At 43.9% G+C, this 19423-nt stretch carries 10 protein-coding genes and 1 pseudogene; 8 read left to right on the top strand and 3 right to left on the bottom strand.

Annotated elements, in window-relative coordinates:
• The first annotated feature begins 36 nt into the window (after positions 1–36).
• The 8 genes and pseudogenes from C0Q44_RS18430 to C0Q44_RS30290 all read left to right on the top strand — a co-directional run bounded on the left by C0Q44_RS18430 (position 37) and on the right by C0Q44_RS30290 (position 14337).
• A pseudogene (locus C0Q44_RS18430) lies at positions 37–1136 on the top strand (ATP-binding protein).
• Positions 1124–3538, top strand: coding sequence for a DUF5682 family protein (locus C0Q44_RS18425; protein ID WP_105408726.1), 2415 nt, complete (start codon positions 1124–1126; stop codon positions 3536–3538). Before C0Q44_RS18430 ends, C0Q44_RS18425 begins: the two are co-directional and overlap by 13 nt.
• Complete coding sequence (locus C0Q44_RS18420; RefSeq protein WP_105409298.1) at positions 3535–4713, top strand: VWA domain-containing protein; 1179 nt, start codon at positions 3535–3537, stop codon at positions 4711–4713. The genes C0Q44_RS18425 and C0Q44_RS18420 overlap by 4 nt, the downstream gene beginning before the upstream one ends.
• A gap of 51 nt (positions 4714–4764) precedes the next feature.
• Positions 4765–8322: a DUF4132 domain-containing protein gene (locus C0Q44_RS18415; RefSeq protein ID WP_105408725.1), complete on the top strand. Its 3558-nt coding sequence runs from the start codon at positions 4765–4767 to the stop codon at positions 8320–8322.
• Positions 8323–8326: 4 nt separating this feature from the next.
• Positions 8327–10159 (top strand): hypothetical protein, encoded by a 1833-nt coding sequence (locus tag C0Q44_RS18410; RefSeq protein WP_146113476.1) that lies wholly within the window; start codon positions 8327–8329, stop codon positions 10157–10159.
• Positions 10146–10424: a hypothetical protein gene (locus tag C0Q44_RS18405; protein ID WP_105408723.1), complete on the top strand. Its 279-nt coding sequence runs from the start codon at positions 10146–10148 to the stop codon at positions 10422–10424. Before C0Q44_RS18410 ends, C0Q44_RS18405 begins: the two co-directional genes overlap by 14 nt.
• Positions 10425–10791: 367 nt before the next feature.
• Positions 10792–13299: a WG repeat-containing protein gene (locus C0Q44_RS18400; protein ID WP_105408722.1), complete on the top strand. Its 2508-nt coding sequence runs from the start codon at positions 10792–10794 to the stop codon at positions 13297–13299.
• 879 nt (positions 13300–14178) lie between these two features.
• A complete protein-coding gene (locus C0Q44_RS30290; RefSeq protein ID WP_181151072.1) occupies positions 14179–14337 on the top strand; it encodes a hypothetical protein in 159 nt (52 codons plus the stop codon).
• A gap of 213 nt (positions 14338–14550) precedes the next feature.
• On the opposite strand, the gene C0Q44_RS18390 is transcribed toward C0Q44_RS30290, so the two are convergent.
• The 3 genes from C0Q44_RS18390 to C0Q44_RS18380 are packed head-to-tail and all read right to left on the bottom strand — an operon-like array spanning position 14551 to position 19352.
• Entirely contained in the window at positions 14551–14925 is a 375-nt protein-coding gene (locus C0Q44_RS18390) for a DUF2750 domain-containing protein (RefSeq protein ID WP_105408720.1), read from the bottom strand.
• Positions 14926–14944: 19 nt separating this feature from the next.
• Positions 14945–19000 (bottom strand): polymorphic toxin type 8 domain-containing protein, encoded by a 4056-nt coding sequence (locus C0Q44_RS18385; RefSeq protein ID WP_181151071.1) that lies wholly within the window; start codon positions 18998–19000, stop codon positions 14945–14947.
• Positions 18906–19352, bottom strand: coding sequence for an SOS response-associated peptidase (locus tag C0Q44_RS18380; protein WP_258166427.1), 447 nt, complete (start codon positions 19350–19352; stop codon positions 18906–18908). Before C0Q44_RS18380 ends, C0Q44_RS18385 begins: the two co-directional genes overlap by 95 nt.
• Positions 19353–19423: the final 71 nt, after the last annotated feature.

Here is a 19423-nt window from a genome sequence, read left to right as displayed (position 1 = left end):
ATACGATCTGTTTGTGTGAGAGGAGACACCTTGACGATGGAGATGCTTAAACCACCCGCCGAGACATTATACGAGGCAGAATTACGTGCACTGCGAGGGGAAGATCAGGGTAAACGCCCCCGAACTGGTTGTTATCCCCCGCCTACGTGCGCGATTTTATTATTGGTAGGGATAAGCCTGCGGTATGGGACGGGGAAGAGATTCCGATCACTCGAAAATACTATGGGAATGACGTGTTAATTGAACGTGCAGTGGTCACGCTGGCAGGCAATCGAGGCTTGATGCTCGTCGGAGAACCCGGAACAGCCAAAACTATGCTTAGTGAACTGTTAACCGCTGCAATTTCAGGCACCAGTCTGAACACGGTTCAAGGTACGGCGGGCACTACGGAAGATATGATCAAGTATTCATGGAATTATGCCATGCTGCTTGATAAAGGCCCTTCGGAAGCGGCCCTTGTACCATCGCCGTTATATAACGGAATGAAGAAAGGTATTCTTACCCGTTTTGAAGAGATTACACGTTGTCCCGCCGAAGCGCAGGATAGTCTGATCAGTATTCTCAGTGACAAGGTTATGAGTATTCCGGAATTGGACGGCGGTGTACTGTTTGCCAAACCTGGATTTAACGTCATTGCTACAGCCAATATTCGGGACAAGGGTGTAAACGAAATGAGCGGTGCATTGAAACGCCGATTCAATTTTGAGACGATCAAGCCCATCCATAACGTGAAAATGGAAGCCAAAATTATTGAATCCCAGGCACGAAGCCTATTATTACATAGTGGAATTGATACTGAAATTAACCCGGATGTGGTTGAATTGTTGGCTACAACATTCATGGAGCTTCGCACCGGCATGACACGGGAAGGTTACAAGCTGGATACCCCACAGGCATCCATGAGTACTGCGGAGGCGGTGTCTGTATATGTTCAGAGTGCGATGACCTCCTATTATTACGAAGATAAGGCCATAGCGCTGGATCGGTTGGTGCAGAACATGCTGGGGACTATTGCGAAGGAAAACGAAAAGGATCTGTCCATCCTCAAAACCTACTTTTCCAAGGTGGTCAAAGAGCGTTCCAAGGAAGAGGAAATCTGGAAGGACTATTATGAGGAGAGAAAATGGATCGGTTAACAGGATTGCCTGATTCTGATGTTGCTCAGTTGCAATCATTATTCAAATCCCAGGTATATAACCTGAGTAACCACACGATCTATTATCCCATACGACACCATAGCCCTGTATGTTCATATCATTTGTTACGCTTAATTGGAGAATACAAACCGGATATCATCCTGATCGAAGGCCCGGAAAGTGGTAATCATCTGATTCCGGTAATTAGTGATGAGGCAACCATACCTCCTGTCAGTCTGTACTATACCTATGAGAATGCTCTGGAAAGAGAAGCCTGCTATTATCCGATGCTTCGGTATTCGCCCGAGTATGTGGCTTTGAAAGAAGCAGCACGTCTGGGCATCCCGGCGAAGTTTATTGATCTGGATTATCGTCATTTCACCAGACATGCAATCCAATCCGGGTCAATCGAACAAAGGGAAATCTCTATCCAGGACGAAACCTTGCTTGCAGGGTCTGACTTTATTAACCGGTTGTGCCAGAAGACAAACTGTCGCAGTTTTGATGAATTGTGGGAAAAGGTATTTGAGATTGGAGGTCTAGAGAAATCAACTTCCGAGTTCGTACAAGATGTATTCACGTATTGTACGTTATCCCGAATGTGCTATTCTGCGGAACGGTTGCACACAACAGGTGATCTGGCAAGAGAAGCACATATGAGACAACATATTGAGAAAGCGGTTCAGGAGCATGACCGTGTACTTGTCATTACCGGTGGATTTCATACGTATGGACTGTTGATGTTCGAGAATGAGGAATTCAATTCAGGTGCAGCGAACCTGAACGAGCAGCTTACAGATCAAGATTCGGTCCAGCAACAAATGTACCCGATGGTCTATACATTTGCTGAAGCGGATCGTCTCAACGGCTATGCGAGCGGGATGCCTTATGTGAATTATTACGATCAGATCTGGAACCAGCTACTTCGCCAAAAAAACACACCGTATAACGTAACGGCCCTGGACTTGTTATCCCGGTTAATGCGCAAGTTACGGGACGGCCATGAACACGTATCCACCAGTGATGCAATTGAGGCGTACAGCATGATTCAGGGTCTTGCGGGACTTAGGGGCAAAAGGGAAGGCGGCGTCTATGAGTTAATGGATGCAGCACTCTCTTCCTTTGTTAAAGGCGAACTTTCCTTGGCTACGGATAAACCGTTGCAAGAGCTACAGCAGTTATTGACAGGGGACGTCATTGGAAGTGTGGCTCCCAATTCATTCTCTATTCCTATCGTAGAGGACTTCAAGACCCGTTGTACGGATGCCAAGCTACAGATTCGCATAACAGGACAACACAAGAAAGTACTGGATCTGTATGCAAAATCGGATCACCGCCGGATCAGTCAACTAATTCAATGCATCACCTATCTGGTTCCTGAATTCGCCAAACGGCAATCCGGGCCAGACTGGGTCACCGAGCGTGACATGAATCTCGTTCGCGAAACTTGGGTTTATACGTACTCCTCTCGCATTGAAGCCCGATTAATAGAGAACTCGATCTATGGCGGAACATTAACGGGAGCGGCTACACGTAAAATGGAAGAAGAAATGCAGGAAATACCGGATCATCATAGCGGTGAACTTGCCCGATTAATGCTTCAGGCGCTGTTAATGGGACTTCAGGACACAGCGATGAAACTGTATGAACAAGTGCGCTCTGCTCTGAGAACAGACGGGAATTTTCTGTCTTTATGTAACAGTCTGCATGTCTTGAACCGAATCCATCAACACCGCAGGCTGCTGGGATTAACTGACGAGCAGCATCTCCCTGAGTTGGTATCCGAAGCTTACAGGAACGCAGTGGATAAGTTGCTTCAACTCTCCAGAACCAATTCCGATGAACATGAAGCGATTATTCAAGGCCTGAAGTTGCTGGCCATGCTCGCAGAGTCATCAGAGGAACGTTTCCAAGATGAGACATTCCGGAATCATCTGAGTGAACTTCTATCTGATCACCAGCTACCGGCACAGCTGGAGGGGGTATGTATTGCCATTGCCTCGGGTCTTGGCGACAGACCAAGGCACGAGATTGTTGATCGTGCACGCGGATATATCCGGGGTACTCCGGAACAGACCCGTCAAACAGCACTTTTTTTACAGGGAGTATTCGCAGTAGCACGGGACGCATTTTTGTATGAAGATCAGTTGTTATCCGAGTTAAATGTTCTGATTGAACAGCTGTCATATGATGATTTCATAAGCATGGTACCAGAATTGCGACTGGCCTTCACCTATTTCACGCCGATGGAGACGAGCTTGATTGCGGAGCGGGTGGCGATTCTTCATCAGGTGGAACCGGAAGAGATGTTATGGCCTGCGGTAGATGAGCATATGCTGATTCAGTCCAAAACATGGGATGAAGCACTTCGGAAGGAGTTTGCCGCATGGAAACTAATATGAAGAAGAATGAAAACTCCATTTCCGATGTAAACAGCCTGAGTGAGCGCAATGTTACTGAGACCCTGAATCGATGGCGACTTATTCTGGGTGAATCTGCCGAAGAAGGATTGTCCAATACAGGGCACTATACATCGGATGATTTCAAATATACGGAGATTGATGAGATCCTGGGCTATCTATATAACCGTGAATACGGTGAAGAACAAGGATACCGAAAAGAGGGCGGACGCGGCCCGTCTGATCTCACTGTACCGAAATGGTTGCATAAGGTCAGAGAGCTATTCCCCAAACCTACGGTGGAAATATTGGAGAAACAGGCACTCGACCGCTACGGACTCACGGAGTTGTTAACGGACAAAAAATTACTCGAATCTCTCGAACCCAACATGAACCTGCTCAAGAACATTATGCAGTTCAAAGGGCGGATGAAAGGTGAGGTGTTAAAGAGTGCGAAGGACATTGTGCGGACCGTGGTTGAGGAGCTCCGAAGCAAGCTGGAGTCTCAGACCCGAGCCAGTATTATGGGTAAGCGAAGTCGCTACACCTCAAGTTCTGTACGTTCCTTACGCAATCTGAACTTCAAGCGAACCATCACCAAGAATTTGAAGAATTACGATAAAAACAATCGCAGATTTGTCATTGAGCGTCTGTATTTCGACGGGAATATACAGCCCCATAACAAGTGGGACATCATCATTGGTGTGGATGAAAGTGGCAGTATGCTGGATTCAGTCATCTACAGTTCGGTGATGGCCAGTATCTTCTACCGTTTGAACGCCTTGCGTACAAAACTGTTCATTTTTGACACGCAGGTTGTTGATCTGAGCGACAGGCTGGAGGACCCCGTAGATGTGCTCATGAATGTGCAGCTCGGTGGGGGCACACATATTACCAGAGCTTTGCGCTATGGTGAGACGTTAATCGATAATCCAGGCAAAACCATATATATCTTGGTCAGTGATCTGGAGGAAGGTTACCCGATTGCGCAGATGTACAAAGCTTGTAAAGATATCATTGATTCAGGATGCAAGCTGTTGGTTCTCACCGCACTCGATTTTAACGGGGATTCGGTCTATAACCAACACGCAGCGCAGACGTTAACGAATATGGGGGCGCACGTAGCGGCGATTACCCCGAATGAATTGGCGGATTGGATTGGTGAGATCATCACTTAGCAGGTCAACTATCCATTATTTATAAACTCATATTTCAAGGAGGAATGTGTAATGCTTACCGCAGACCGCGCAGTAGAGACTTTGGTTGAAAAATTTGCTGTCACATGTTCAAATGATTATTCATTAAAAACAGACCGGAGTTCCGAAATTATTGATTATGTCATGGGAACGACAGACCAGTTCCCGGATATGCTGGGGAATTCGAGTCATTATGTCTATCAGACGGTTGACGCATTAGAGAAACTTGGCAAAAAAGAGGACGGAGAACGATTTTATCGTGCAGGGGCTGTGGCGATTCACTTGGAATCCAATTATTTCAGACGAAGCCCGTGGGGAGTCAATAGCTTTGCTGTCTGCCTCGGAAATGACTCTGAATCCTACGGACTAAGTGAAAAGAGCAAAAACGCTGATCGCATGGGTGGATTGTTGTCCCGCTTGGAGAAAATTAAACAGTTTGCTGGTGAAGAAGAAATTCATGCTGAATTAAAGAGCAGATTAAAGCGTGCTCAGTGGCTCTTTGATTCCAAAAAAGCAGACAGCCAAGGGAATTACCGGGAAGTGATCAATGCGTTGATACTCCTGCAGCTCTATTTGAAGATCAGCGATAGCCCTTCTCATCTTGCAGAGCTTCAAGCATCTGTTCAATCGTTGCCTGTGTTGTTTCAACATGTGATGGCCAATGATTCGGATAAACTGCGGGATGAGCTGCATACATTAATTGAACCTGTGGTGGTCTGCAATATTCAAGGGAAGCATAACGGATCTGCCCAAGAATTGCAGGAAGAATTCCTTAAACCAAAGCGTAATCGGCTCATAGCTGAGAACTACCCAAATACGTCTCTCTCTCCAAAAGAACAATGCTCACATAGTGTGTTCCATCAGACAATGGTTCTTGTGAGCAGTGCCTTGTTGTATCTGATCAATATTAGTGGAGGGAAACAGCGGTTCCTGAATGCTCAGAGTGAGACGGGCCTTGTTGTACTTGAAGCGTTACATCAATTACATGAGATCTATCCAATTGAAGTTCGCCGTTACTTGCTAAGTATGGACCCAAGAGCAAGGAATGCGAATGACTTGCTTACCGGCCTGGTACCTCTGGACGAGCCATACCAGTTGGTTGAATTACTGCGAGACGAGCTTAATATGTACACGGTATCCTGGAACATGTTGCAATCCGCTATAGCGAACCAGCCTGAGCAAGCGATTCGAGCATACGAGATTATCAGACCACCATTTCTCAAAGCTTGCATTCAGAAAATGATGGACGATCAGGGCTTAGTTCTACCGAATCCGGAGGGAACCTTGGAGCAAGAGGTCTTCAACGTTCTTAGGCATCCTTTAAACGGAGGACGACAAGGACTTGCAATTGCACGATATTTGAGCGGAGAGAATTCACTTGAAGAATACTGGGAGGACCCGAACAGTCGCGGACTGTTTAACCACCTGAATCGTGACCGGAAACGTATTCATAGTCTCATTAGCATTAGCTTCCTGCCCTTGGATTCGGAGGCCATGCGTCGTTTCGCCATCCTGACCACTCATCCCGATTGGACACTGGATATTGTGTCAGACATGTACAATTCGTACGCCTTCAGTGGAGAGAAACTGCTTCAACGTTATGGGCAGGATCCAGAGGTGAAACGCGAGAAACTGCTTACTAGTCTAATCTCACTTAATGGCATGACGGATTACCGTTATAAATCCATGCCGCAGGATGAATATCGCCGAATTATTCAGCAGAATCTGGACTTTGCACTGGCACAGTACAAGAAACTGCCAACGGACACGCGAATTTTAATGCTGGAGATTACCTTTGAACAACGTCAGGAACTTTCCAAAAAACAACTGGCTGAAGCGATTCGTGCCGGGTTGCAGGATTCATCCAAGAAAGCGAATGGCGTAGCTCTAGCCGAATTCAACCGGATGCCTGATGAAGACTTATATAAGCTTATATACCACTCGGAGAAAAAGGCGGGTATCAAAGAAATGGCTTTGACCGCCATCCGCAGTCTGGAGAATAGCAAGGAATTGTACCGTGAGCTTCTGAAGAATGAGAAGTCTGAGGATTGGAAGAACCTGATTCAAATTCTCCTGGATACAGCAGATTTAAGCCCAGAGTATGCTCATGCTGCGCTAGCTGATCAGGCAGATTCCAAAAAGCTGTCCAGACTAAGCTGGCTGTCCTTGAAAGAACTGCCCTCCCTAACGCGTAGAGAGGACAGCCAGCCGTTAGATGATCGAATTAAGCAATATGCCTTGGTGCAATCATTGGATCACACATCTGGACCCAATGAACGACTGAATGAACTTCGGGACTATGTAAGTGAGGCATCGTTAGCACGCTTTGCAAGTGAATTGCTCCAAGTATGGATTCAGGAAGGTGCTTCTGCGAAAGAGAAATGGGTGATGTATGTGTCGGCCCTCTTTGGTGATATTCAGATTGTGAATATTCTGGCTCCGCAGATTAAGGAATGGACAGAGAACAGTCGTGGCGCGATTGCAGCAGATGCGGTGAAGGTACTCGCTTACCTGAAAGATCCATCCGCGCTCATGGCAATTGACAAGATCAAACGTGGCGTGAAGAATCGTCAGGTTAAAGGTGCTGCTGAAGAAGCGTTGCAGCTTGCAGCGGAACAGATGGGACTTACCTCGGAACAACTGGAAGATCGTCTGGTCACGACGCTTGGTTTTGATGAAAAGGGGACCCTTCAGCTTAGTTATGGGGAGCGTTCATTCCTGATTAAGGTGAATGGAGACCTGCAAGTCGTTGTCCTGAATGAAGAAACGGGTAAATCCGTTAAGAGTCTGCCTGCACCTGCACAGAAAGACGATGCTGAACTTGCGTCGCAATCCAAAGCACGGTTCACGCAACTGAAGAAGGATCTCAAATCGATGGTCACTATTCAGGCACAGCGACTGGAAGAATCATTATCCAAGCAACGTCTGTGGTCTGCGGATGAATGGAAAGCTTTGTTCGTACAAAATGTTATCATGCAAAAATTTGCTGTCGGTCTGATCTGGGGAACGTATAAGGATGGCGCTCTTCTAAGTACCTTCCGTTATATGGAGGATGGAACATTCAATACTGTGGATGAGGATGAATTAGATCTGCCTTCAGATGTACAGGTGGGACTCGTACACCCGCTGGAACTAGATCAGTCCACTCTTGAAGGATGGACAACGCAGTTGGAGGACTACGAAATCAAACAGCCGTTCGAGCAACTGAATCGTGAGATTCATCAGCCGGAAGACGAAGATAAAACCAAAAGTGAATACGATCGTTTGCCAGAGTCCGGGTTCTCCCCAACCGCCTTCCCCAAAGCACTGGAGAAATACGGCTGGATCAAAGGCCCGGCACAGGACGGCGGTTGGTATCATGAATTTTATAAAGAGTATGGGGATCTTGTCGCAGAACTGCAATTCAGCGGCACCAGCATAACGTATTACGAAGGATTGGATGACATTACACTGGAATCCCTACATTTCTTCAAGCCGAGTAACAAGTCATATTATTACTATGGTGATAACAAGCCAATCGCTTTGGGCCAAATACCGGGTCGGGTATTCAGTGAAACGATCTATGATATTCTCAGAGCAACGGGGCGTTGATGACGTGAGTGGATTTAGAGAGAAATTCAGGAATTTTTCAAAATTTTGTACAGAGGATTATCTGATTCGGTATGCCAACAAGGGATTGTACAAAAGGGCTTTGAAAGAGCTGGATAATGGTGTAAGTGTAAAATACACATGGAATGAATCATCTGTGAGTTGCCAGTTAAGTGAAGGGACACGGTGTACACTCGAAAATACGCTGGATCGTTGGGAATGCGCCTGTCCGTCAGAGCATATCTGCAAGCATGTGCTGATTGCCATACTATACGATCAACGGGAACATTCATCAGAGGGTTCGATGAGTGCTGACGAGAAGCATATGCCGGATAAGGACTCAGTGATATCGGATAATGATCCGTTGGACGTATCAAAAGATGTACCAGTAACAGACTCCGTGTCAAACGTAGTATCAAACATGGACGATCCAGGCGAAGTTCCGCAGGGGGTATCTCGTGAGAACGATTCGCGTTTCCGCTGGATGACGGAGTCTGATCTCACACCGCTGATTAAACCATACAGTTCTTCCATGATAGAGGAAGTTGTTTTCCGACTAAGGTACCCAGAAGAAATTAAGATTATTGAAGATTCGCTTCTTACGGTACATCTAACCAGTCAGCATATCGAGGTGTCTTTTACGGAGGAACCAAACCTTGCCAAAGCGCTATGTAAGGTGCAGCAGACCGCTGGGAGAATGGCGAAGCTTGAAGCTTTGCTACGATATCGGGTACTGAAAGGTCTGGATGATACGGATGCATTAAGTGGACGGGTGTACGAAGCCAAGTTCTCTCTGCAGACAGTGCAGGAATGTCGCGCTATGCTGGCAGGATTGTTAAAGACGGGACTAGCCCGTCTTCCGGAGTCCTATATGGCACAACTGGAAACTTTGGCAATAGCAGCTCATAGTGGTAACCTGCCTGACATAGAACGCAGTCTGCGAGGGCTTCAAGGAGAACTACAGTTGTTTTTTAACAGACATGTACGTTTTTCCATGCAATCCATGTTGGATCGAGTGAGTAAGCTATATCTTGCGCTCAAGGTTCTTGAAGAAGAAAAGGTATCTGCCATTCAACAGAGCCAGCTGATTGGACAATTTCGAAGTAAATACTTTACGGTGCCTTCGCTCCATCTATATGGATTGGGGGCTGATGCGTGGGAGACACGATCCGGTTTCCGTGGAATAACCTATTACTTCTATTGTTTCGATGATAAGGAGATCTACACCTATAGCGATGTGCGTGCTGTGTATTATGATGATCAGCAGTTCTCGTATACAGAGCATTATGGTGCATTCACACCGTGGCTACCTCACCTAACCTTTCGTCAGCTCGTGGGGGAAGAAGTGCAGTTCCATTCAGTTAAAGTAAATGAGGAACGGCGGATATCTTCCGGGGAAGGTGCAAAGCTTGTGATTTTGCCACGAACGGATGTGGAGTCATTGAATATGGACAAATACATGCAAGATATAACTTCTGTAATTCGAGAGGAATCGCGATCTTTTGACTTGTTCGCTGCCCCTAAAGAACGACTGGCTGTCATTAAAGTCGCCCGAATAGTAGAGCATCACTTTGTGAAGCAGACCCAAGATTTGATGCTAACGATCGAGAGTGCTGAAGGAGAAAGCTTGATCCTAACTCTCCCGTATTCATCGGACTGGCAGATGATGATCCAGAGACTGGAATCGGGATATGGTTCCAAATCGCTCGAACATTTCTACGCCTTTGTTCGTGTGGAACCCAAACGGATTAGCCCGATCAGTTTCCTGAAGGGTCAAACGGTGCTCAGTCTGAAACTCGATATCGGCAATGGAAGGATGGGAAGACTTGGAAGAGCATAATCAGTTCATGCAGAACATTAGCGGCTGGTCAGAAGAGTTGCTGTTGCGAGGGTTATCCCAGTTTACGATCCGAGATATTGAGGTACTTGAACAGCTCGCAGTAGAGTCCTTACGGTTGCAGAAGAGTTTCCTTCATGAATTGTTAAGTGGTATCCTGGACACTGGGCGCCGCGTTGCGCTGGGACAAGGTGATGAAGATCAACTGTTGGCTCAGTATTGTCGTCTTACCCAATATGTACAGCTCAGTTTGCAAGAAGAGGCTTGATACTGGTTAGTAACCGCGAAGCGAAGGCGCATGAAGCGATATGATGTAGAAAATAAAGATGTACTATAGAATATAAGAAGATTTGCAGAAGGCTACAAGGCCACTGCAAATCTTTTTTATTGTGGAGTAAGTAAAAGTCATTTCTAAACGAATATAGGTAGGAAGCACGGATCAACACGAGCATTCGTGACTCACAGTGAATCGTGATCCTGAGGCTATGGAATGGGTGATGAGGAAGGTCGTTCTGTCATTGGAGTAGCTAGTGTGATTATTAGTTGGTTCAACTTATATAAAATGAATTTCATGTCATATCCCGATTTATGACGCATACCATTAGGCGAATGCGGTCATAAGGGAGGAAACTGAGATGTCCATGAGCGAACCGCTGTTAACACAAATTGTGAATCAACATATTCCGGCTGGTGCAACGGTCGTCACTATTGATAAACCTGTCCAACATCCAGCGATCTACGCGGCGGATCTTACTGGTGATGGTATGCCAGAGATAGCTGCTGTCTACCAGTTGAATGGTGAGCTGTACTTGCTTATTCTAAGATTTTACCAAGGACACTGGATCAAAATGTCTCTAATCAAGGGGTTGGGGTATGGGGTAACATTAATGACTGCAGCCCCTGTGACGTCAACGGCAAGGAATAATCTGATCATTGGCTGGCGGATTGGCGCCATCTGGTCTAAGCTCGCTGTATATGAGTGGACCGAATCAGGGCTCAAAGATCTGGCACCTGATGATCTATACTACAGCTATGCAGAAATCATTGATATGCCTGGACAGCACGGAAGAGATGGCAAGGTGGAAATTGCACTGTGGATTCACGATACAGGAGAAGCCTACCGTGTGGAAATTATCCGGTGGCAGCATGGGAAATGGGTGCCTGCAACAGACGTATATGCATCCTATTATCCCAAAGTGGTGCAATATTACGAGAAACTCACCCAACACTACCCGGACTATATCTTTTATTGGTACTATCTTGCGGATGCTCAGTACCATGCGGGTCAGTATCCGGCAGCACTCGCCTCCGTTCAGAAAGCACTCAGCTTCCCGGAAGCTTATCCTTCCAGAGAGGTATTACTTGAGCTGGAAAAGAAAATTAAACAGGCTATGACCCCGATAAGTCATGCCCGGTCAGCGACATGGTTATATCCAATCTCCGTTCGAACCACGAGTGGGACGCGTTGGGGATATATGGATGCCCAGGGGCATGTTCGGCTAGAGCCGGTTCTGGATGACGCGCATGAGTTTCAACCCAATGGATTGGCTGTCGTTGTGAAGCACGGTCATGCCGGTGTTATTAATTTGAATGGGCAGTATGTAGTTCAACCTGTATACGATTCCATCAACTCTTTTTCTGAAGAACGGGCGATGGTGATCGATGCTCAAGGATTTAAGATGATTAATGAACAAGGCACGGTACTGACCAAACGGGCATACTCGTATATCTCGAATATGAAGGACGGCCGAGCGTTGTTTTACGATTCTAATCCTAGTCAGACAGATGGATCGGTGAGTCTGTATGGTTATCTGGATGCCTCAGGCAATGAGGTGATACCGGCACAGTTCGCATCAGCGAACGATTTTCAAGATGGCAAAGCGGTTGTGCAGATCAAGGACAATGAATATGCGCTGATTAATCGGAACGGACAGCGGATTGCGACATATCCATATGCTTATGTGGGGCCACTAGGGGATGGACTGCTCGCTTTTCAAAAAGAGGCCTCGGGCAAATATGGGTATATCGACGAACGGGGTAATATTCGCATTCAGCCCAAGTTTTCATCGGCATTTCCTTTTAGCAACGGTCAAGCGATTGTTAATACAGCGGAGGACTACAAATCGAACTATGGTGTCATTAATACGCAAGGATCATTTATCATTCAACCCGCGTATAATGATATTCGCGAACTAGGCGAGCATCGTTATGCGCTGGGGCAAGCGATTAACCCGGAGCAGCCGTATATCGGCTCTGTGTACGCGATTGCAGATACTCACGGTAGAAGGCTTACGGAGTTCGTATATCGCGATGTGGGCAATTACAAAAACGGCCTTGCCTCCGCATCCGACGGGAGACAGACCTATCTGCTGGATCTGAGTGGAAGACCTGCCGCTGGGTATCCCCATGTTGAAGGTTCGGGTACGCTGGAGCTGGTGGCACCAGATCTGATCAAGGCGTATGTAGACCAGCGCTTATCGTATGTGAACCGTGCCGGACAGATCATCTGGCGGCAAAATACGATTGTTCCGCTTCATCCACCATACCGTGTACGCGAAGAGAAGTACAAACCGAATAGGGATTACCTCGTATATTATCCGCAGGTAGAAGGATTGACGAATCAAGCGGAGCAGCTTGCGTTGAATACGAAGTTGAAAGAACTCTCTCAGGTGAAGCCAGTTCCTACTGATCAACAGCTGGATTACACGTATACAGGCGATTTTGATATTACTTTCTACCAAAAGCAGTTGCTGCAATTCCAGCTTACAGGTTATAACTATCCGGCGGGTGCAGCGCATGGTATGCCTACGATGATCTATGCGATTATTAATCTGACGAATGGTCAGTTGTATGAGCTGAAGGATTTATTCAAACCGAATAGTGACTATGTCAAAGTGTTAAGCCAGATTGTGGGGGATCAGATCAAAAATGATCCTCAATACTCGTATGTGTTTCCGGACACCTATAAGGGGATTAGTGCAGATCAGCCGTTTTTTGTTACAGCGGATGCTCTGCATCTCTACTTCAACCCATATGATATCGCTCCCTATTCAGCTGGATTTCCAACGTTTACGATTCCTTTTGTTCAGATCAAAGATATCATTAATACAGAAGGTTCGTTCTGGAAAGCATTCCATATGTGAGTGTCATTTCACAACCTGTCAAAGTCAGAGGCCATATGTCCAATATGGCTTCTTTTAGGTGTAATTAGTTCAAAATCATGTAACTTGAGCGCTTCTAGCTGCGTTTATACATAGGGGGGAGCTGATGTTGGTGAATGCAGTTCAACGTTACATGGTATTAGGACTACTATTTATCGTGATTTTTTTTACAGCACTCATCGTTCTTGAAAGGATTGAAGGGTACCAAATAACAACAACAGAGTACTACGGCTTACGTAATCTAGGGGTCCTGATATATATTTTGTCGCTCATCCTGGGATTCGGTCACTATATGCTCGCTTTTTATGTTGTAATTCTGAGCCCAATCTCATGGTTGTTGCGGAAATATGTGCGCTCTCTTACAGTGAGAACTATCATATATATGGGTGGTTTTGGATGGGGAGGGTTGTGAATTTTTGATCAAATGTACAGTCCATATTTCGTGAATGGATATCAACTCAACCGAATGACATCTGTCTGGATCTTTGCTATCGCCGGTGTAGTCTATGCCATTATGGAGTATAAGATTTGGCAAAGAGGGCAGATGCAGAATGAAAAAAAGGATACTTAACTTCTGTTTAAGCATCTTTTTTTGGTTAACATAGGGAGCTACAAAATTAAAAAGGGGGATAAATGAAGTGAAAAAAGTGACATGGACAGCAGTTGAGAAATTTAATGATTTGTAATAAATTTCACAAAGATATATGAGAAAAATAGAAGCAATATCGAATATCGTAAATAGGTAAAATTTTCTGTTATACTATTTGAGTTGTGTACATAAATTTAGATATTTTTTAATGAAGGGAGTTTATGAAGTAATTTAGCCGTTTAGTTTAAAATTGTAGTTTGGAGGAAAGCATTTTGTATAAAGCAGGTTTTTGGATTAGATTAGGAGCAAGTATACTGGATAGTCTTATTATTTCAATTCCTTTAGTGATTATTGCGGGCGTGCTCGGTATGCGTGAAGATCGACGTGCAATTCATGACTTTATAGCAGGAACAGAAGTAGTTTGGGATTAATCAAAGAGGTTGAAAAACACTGTGCAGCTTTTAAATCATTAGTACTGTTTCACAAAACTCGTATTTTGTACATATGTCAATGGTAGTCCCAAAGAATAATCTACTTCATTCATCGATACCTCCCAAGCTTTTTGATCAAAAGATCAAAATAATTCATTTCATTCGACCGTCCCCGATCGGTTAATGTTCTGGGAACGGCCATTATCAATCCTTTTAGTATTTTTCAAGTTCTGTCTTTAAATCCTCAATTAGTATATCGACTTCTAATACAGCAGAATCAGCATTATTTAAGAATATTGAAGGTTTAAAACCCTCTTTTTTTAAATTGGGTAGAAACTCTTCTATGAACTCGTACAAATCCATACTTTTACTTGAGTAAATTTCCCAACCATCAGTTGCACAGTATTCCGCGAATTCTTTCTTAGGCCAAAATGGAAGTAATTTATTACCTTTATCATCTTCAGTAACTGACCAACCATTCTCATAAAGCCCCCACACTTCTTCTGAATCCACTACTTTTTTGATGAAGTATTCATAACGAATATTTGCAGGAAGATTGATGACTGATTCAAATTCTTTCTGATTCATATTTCCTCCTAATGATGTTTTATCTTATTTTTCCATTATTATCGTATCTATGTTGTGTCTTATGGTTTTTTGTAATATTTAAAACACTGTGTTCGTAACCGTAACCCTTTCTTGCCTCGAAACCACTTTTGTGCTGCATTTGGTATCCCTGAGGGACTCTTACATTTTTGCGTTTTTTTCTTTTAATTTCATTTAGATCACGTTTGATTTCTCCTCGTAATGAAGTTGAAACCTTAGCATCATTTGCTATTTCTTTGAGTCTAGCTTGTTTTCCTGACCTCCCCGTCTTCTTTGCTGCTGCAGATGATGTTCCCTTTTTTATTGCTTTTACTGTAGCTTTTTTCGCAGTCTTCTTGACTCCTGTTTTGACTACTTCCTTAACGACAACTTTAACAACGAAAATAACGAAATAAATTATAAAAGGGTTATTTCCATCATCATCTACATATACAACTGGATTATTTAGACCGTAGCTGTATCCATTTCGATTCAGCGGGTTATCTAGATCCAAATCTTGTTCGGAGTCCAACGAGATAAAGGAACCAAGCTGCGGATTGTAGTTTCTTGATATCAGGTAATACAATCCAGTTTCTGCATTGTATCTATAACTAGCATAACGGTATGGGTTTTCATCCGCAAGCGAGCCACTCTGATTTACAATATTCCCCCATGCGTCATATTCATACTGTGCTACTTCGTTACCAGCCTGATCTGTTAAACTGACAACATCTCCATGACCATTCAAATGGTAATAATAGGTCAATCCATCTTTAGTCATTGCTACCGGACTTCCACTATCATCCCATGTGTACTCTCGAAGTGTTTTATTATTTTCGTCCGTTTCATAGATGACTTCATCGCCATCGTAGAAGAAATTCACTGTTCCGGACTGACCAGTGGACTGAATACGTCTTCCGTTCTCATCATAACTATAGTGTTGTATTTTCTGACCAGATTGATCTTGCACTTCAATTAATTGATCCAGTGCATCATATATATACGTTTGTTTACCATCATTTAATAGGTTTCCATTATTGTCATACAGATAATCTTGTCCATTAACAGTAGTTAATTGGTTAGCGTTATTATGCTCGTATACAGTGGTTTGCTCTTGCCCATTTGTGACAACTACTTTTTGTGTCCGATTACCTACATCGTCATACCTGTATTTAATCGTCGTCCCATCAGGTAGAGTTTCTTGTTCGAGTTGGTTAAGCGCATCGTACTCATAGGTTGTATCACCTAATTCCGAATGAATTGTTTTTACATTCTCATTAGAGTCATACGTGTAGTCGTACTCGCGAATTACACTTCCTGTGCTAGAGTAATCACCGTAAGTGCGCAACTGTTCCCCAGTATCGTAGTCAGCCTTGGTTAAAATTCCGTTTGCTCGATCGGCTTGTTCCATTGCAGCCATATCATTGTACTGATATGAAATGAGGTTTTGATTATCTTTGCTAATGCTTTTGACTTGATCTAACTCGGTGTAATCATAACTTACAGTAGACGAATGTCCACCAGTTGCATATGAGAGCTCCTGAAGTCCACTATTCGCATTATAGATATACGACTTTTGATGTCCTCTATCTACCTCTGTTTCAGGTAACCCATCAGACTTATACGTAAAGGAACGAGCACCATTGTTTACATTGACAAGTAAACCATTTTCATTATATTCATAAGCCCACTTTTGTTGCCCGTCTATACTTATAGTTTTGAGTTGATCTAAAGCCGTGAATGTCGTAGATATTGTGTTCCCATTAGGAGTCGTGGTCTCAATTATGTTGCCATTTGAATCATATTTGTTATCGGTCACATTGCCAATGGCATCTGTCTTTTTCGTTAACTGATTTTGCCCATTGTACTCATACTGAACTACAGCCTGTTTTGGATTAATCGTTTTAGTCAAGTTTCCGGCTGTATCATACTCATAAGTTGTCTCTTTTCGCTTCGGATCAATTACAGCTTTCAGACGATTTAACTTATCATAATGGTAATCGGTACGATTGTTATTTCCGTCGGTATTTGCGATCATATTCCCAATAGTATCTGTTGTCACTGTTGTTGTGTTTCCTGCTGCATCTATTACCGATTTGATATTGTTACCTTTATCCTCGTAACTGTACGTTTCAATCGATTGGTCTGGATACGTCGTCTTTTTTAAGTTACCATAGGTGTCATATTCATAACGCGTAACCTTTTGCTTGGCATCCACGATGGTTTCCAAATCACCAGCTGCGGTATACGAGTAATTGGTAATATTTTGTCTAGGGTCAATTTCTTTGACAACATGGTTCAGGCCATTGTACTCGTATGTCGTAACATTTCCGACCTCATCGGTTTGAGTCAGAACATTACCTTTACTATCATATGTCTGCTCAGCAACAGTTCCATCTGGATTGGTTACTTTCTTGACATTGTAGTTTGCATCTAGGACATACTGGGTAATCTCACCTTTGGCATTTTGGATTTTCTCTGCCACGAAGTTAGAGTTCAGCGTATAGTTTGTCGTATGGCCATTTGCATTTGTTATGTCTGCTGTACGAGCAGTGGTGTCATATTTGTACTGGGTTGCCGGCCGATCACTTGCATCTGTAACCGAAACCGTTGAAGGTTCCTGCACTTTAACCAAGTACTCTTGATCATAGGTATAAGTGGTTAATCGATTATTCGGGTCAAAGATGGTTTTAATGTAATTGCCGCCATAACTAAACTGAGTTCGACTGTAAGTACCATCCTCACTATACTGATCTACAGTGACTAACTTTCCATTTTGGTACGTATAATCCGTTTTACGCCCTTCTAGCATGGGATAATCAACTAACCCATCTGAAGTATATTCAAATGTAATGGTACGTCCTGATGGGTCCTCTATACCAGTTAGTGCTCCGTTCCCATTCCTTTTATACGTAATTCGGTTTCCATGCATATCTTGTTCATAACTGAGTTTGGCTTGAGTGATGCTTACTTGATCATCATTGGAAACCGTATCAAAATGCATCAGGTATCCATGTTTGTCCGTTAACTCATAACCAGTCGTTGCCCCTGCGCTACTTTTCACCTTTTTTAGTGTCAGATATTCGCCCGCTGAAGGTGTATACGCAGAGTATTCCGTCCATGCTTTATTGACACTATTTAGTGTGATATCTACATTAGTATTATTTGAAACGGACGCTAACCAGAGGTTCAAGTCAGCCGTTAAAACCTTTGCCCCCTGTGGGATCGTCGATGTGTCAAACTGAATGAGAGAACGGATGACATTAGAGCTAGTAGCGTCTTTATATAGACCTACACCTAGTGTCGTGTCGGTTGCTCCAGTTTGTTTGGGAAAAGCACTACGTATATTGGTATCCGCTAAGCGGTATGTCGGTTGAAATTTAACAATAGTCGGATCGATGGTGACTGGGTATACACGTGACGCATCATTAAGCCATGCGAGACTGGGAATCACGTCAATGTATAACTGTCCATTTTTCTCTTTCAATTCATAGTGAATATCGTAGGAAAGAGATTCTTCAGGGTAAGCATTAACTCCCTCTGCTTGCTGATAGCCTTCGGGTATAAAAGAGTCATACATCAACGGTTTATCGATGATATATTCAATATGGCCATTAGATGGGTTAATCAAGGAAACGGAGCCATCCTGTTTCTGGCGGTAATCCAGATTACCTAGGGTTAAGGCAAAGGAGTAAATCACTGACTTTTTGCCTGTCGGCTTTTTGCTAAGTTTAAGCTCTTCTTTGAGTCTATCGTTTCCTAGGGTATAGATTAAATCAGTATCGGGATAAAGCCCCTTATACGTCATTACATTATTCTTAACAATCCCTGCAGGCTTTGTACTAGATAGGCTTTGCGTGGTTTTTACCGGATTTGTTTCCGCTACTGGGTTTAAGCCAATGCTGAATTTATCCTCTTTGATTTCTACTAAATCGTCAGTAGTAGAGTGTTTCTTGTTCATTTCTACTTTGAATTCATGATCATTATTGTAAGCCGTTTGACTCGTCGTGTTTAAACTCCGTTGTGATAATGGTGCACGTTGATAATTTCTTTCCGTCCGGATCCAACCAAGTGTCAAACAGACCGGCAAGGGAGAATATAGAGCCATCTCTCATTAAGATTCGCATTGGCTGCTTTCCGGAGTCCTCCTTTTTCCACTCATAAAAACCTGAACAGGGAATAATGCACCTCTTAGTACTGACCAGCCGCCTAAATGAAGGTTTCTCGTTTAGCGTCTCAGCACGTGCATTTATCATCTTAGCTCCGATTTTGTCATCTTTAGCCAATGAAGGTACCAAGCCCCATCGGAGTGAACCTAAGCGATTACCATTACTGGTTGCAATGATTGACGGGATAAACTGCATAGGGGCAGCGTTATAATTTGGACGATAGTCAAAACCTTTAGTGTCTGAAGCCAGGTATCGTTCCATTATGCTATCAATAGGATCAATAATTGTAAATCTGCCGCAAATACGAATACACCTCACTTTAAAATTCGTTA

This window comes from Paenibacillus sp. PCH8 (assembly GCF_002968835.1).
GTDB lineage: Bacteria > Bacillota > Bacilli > Paenibacillales > Paenibacillaceae > Paenibacillus.
Note: the sequence above shows the minus strand (reverse complement) of the source record. Positions and strands in the feature narration are given on the sequence as shown.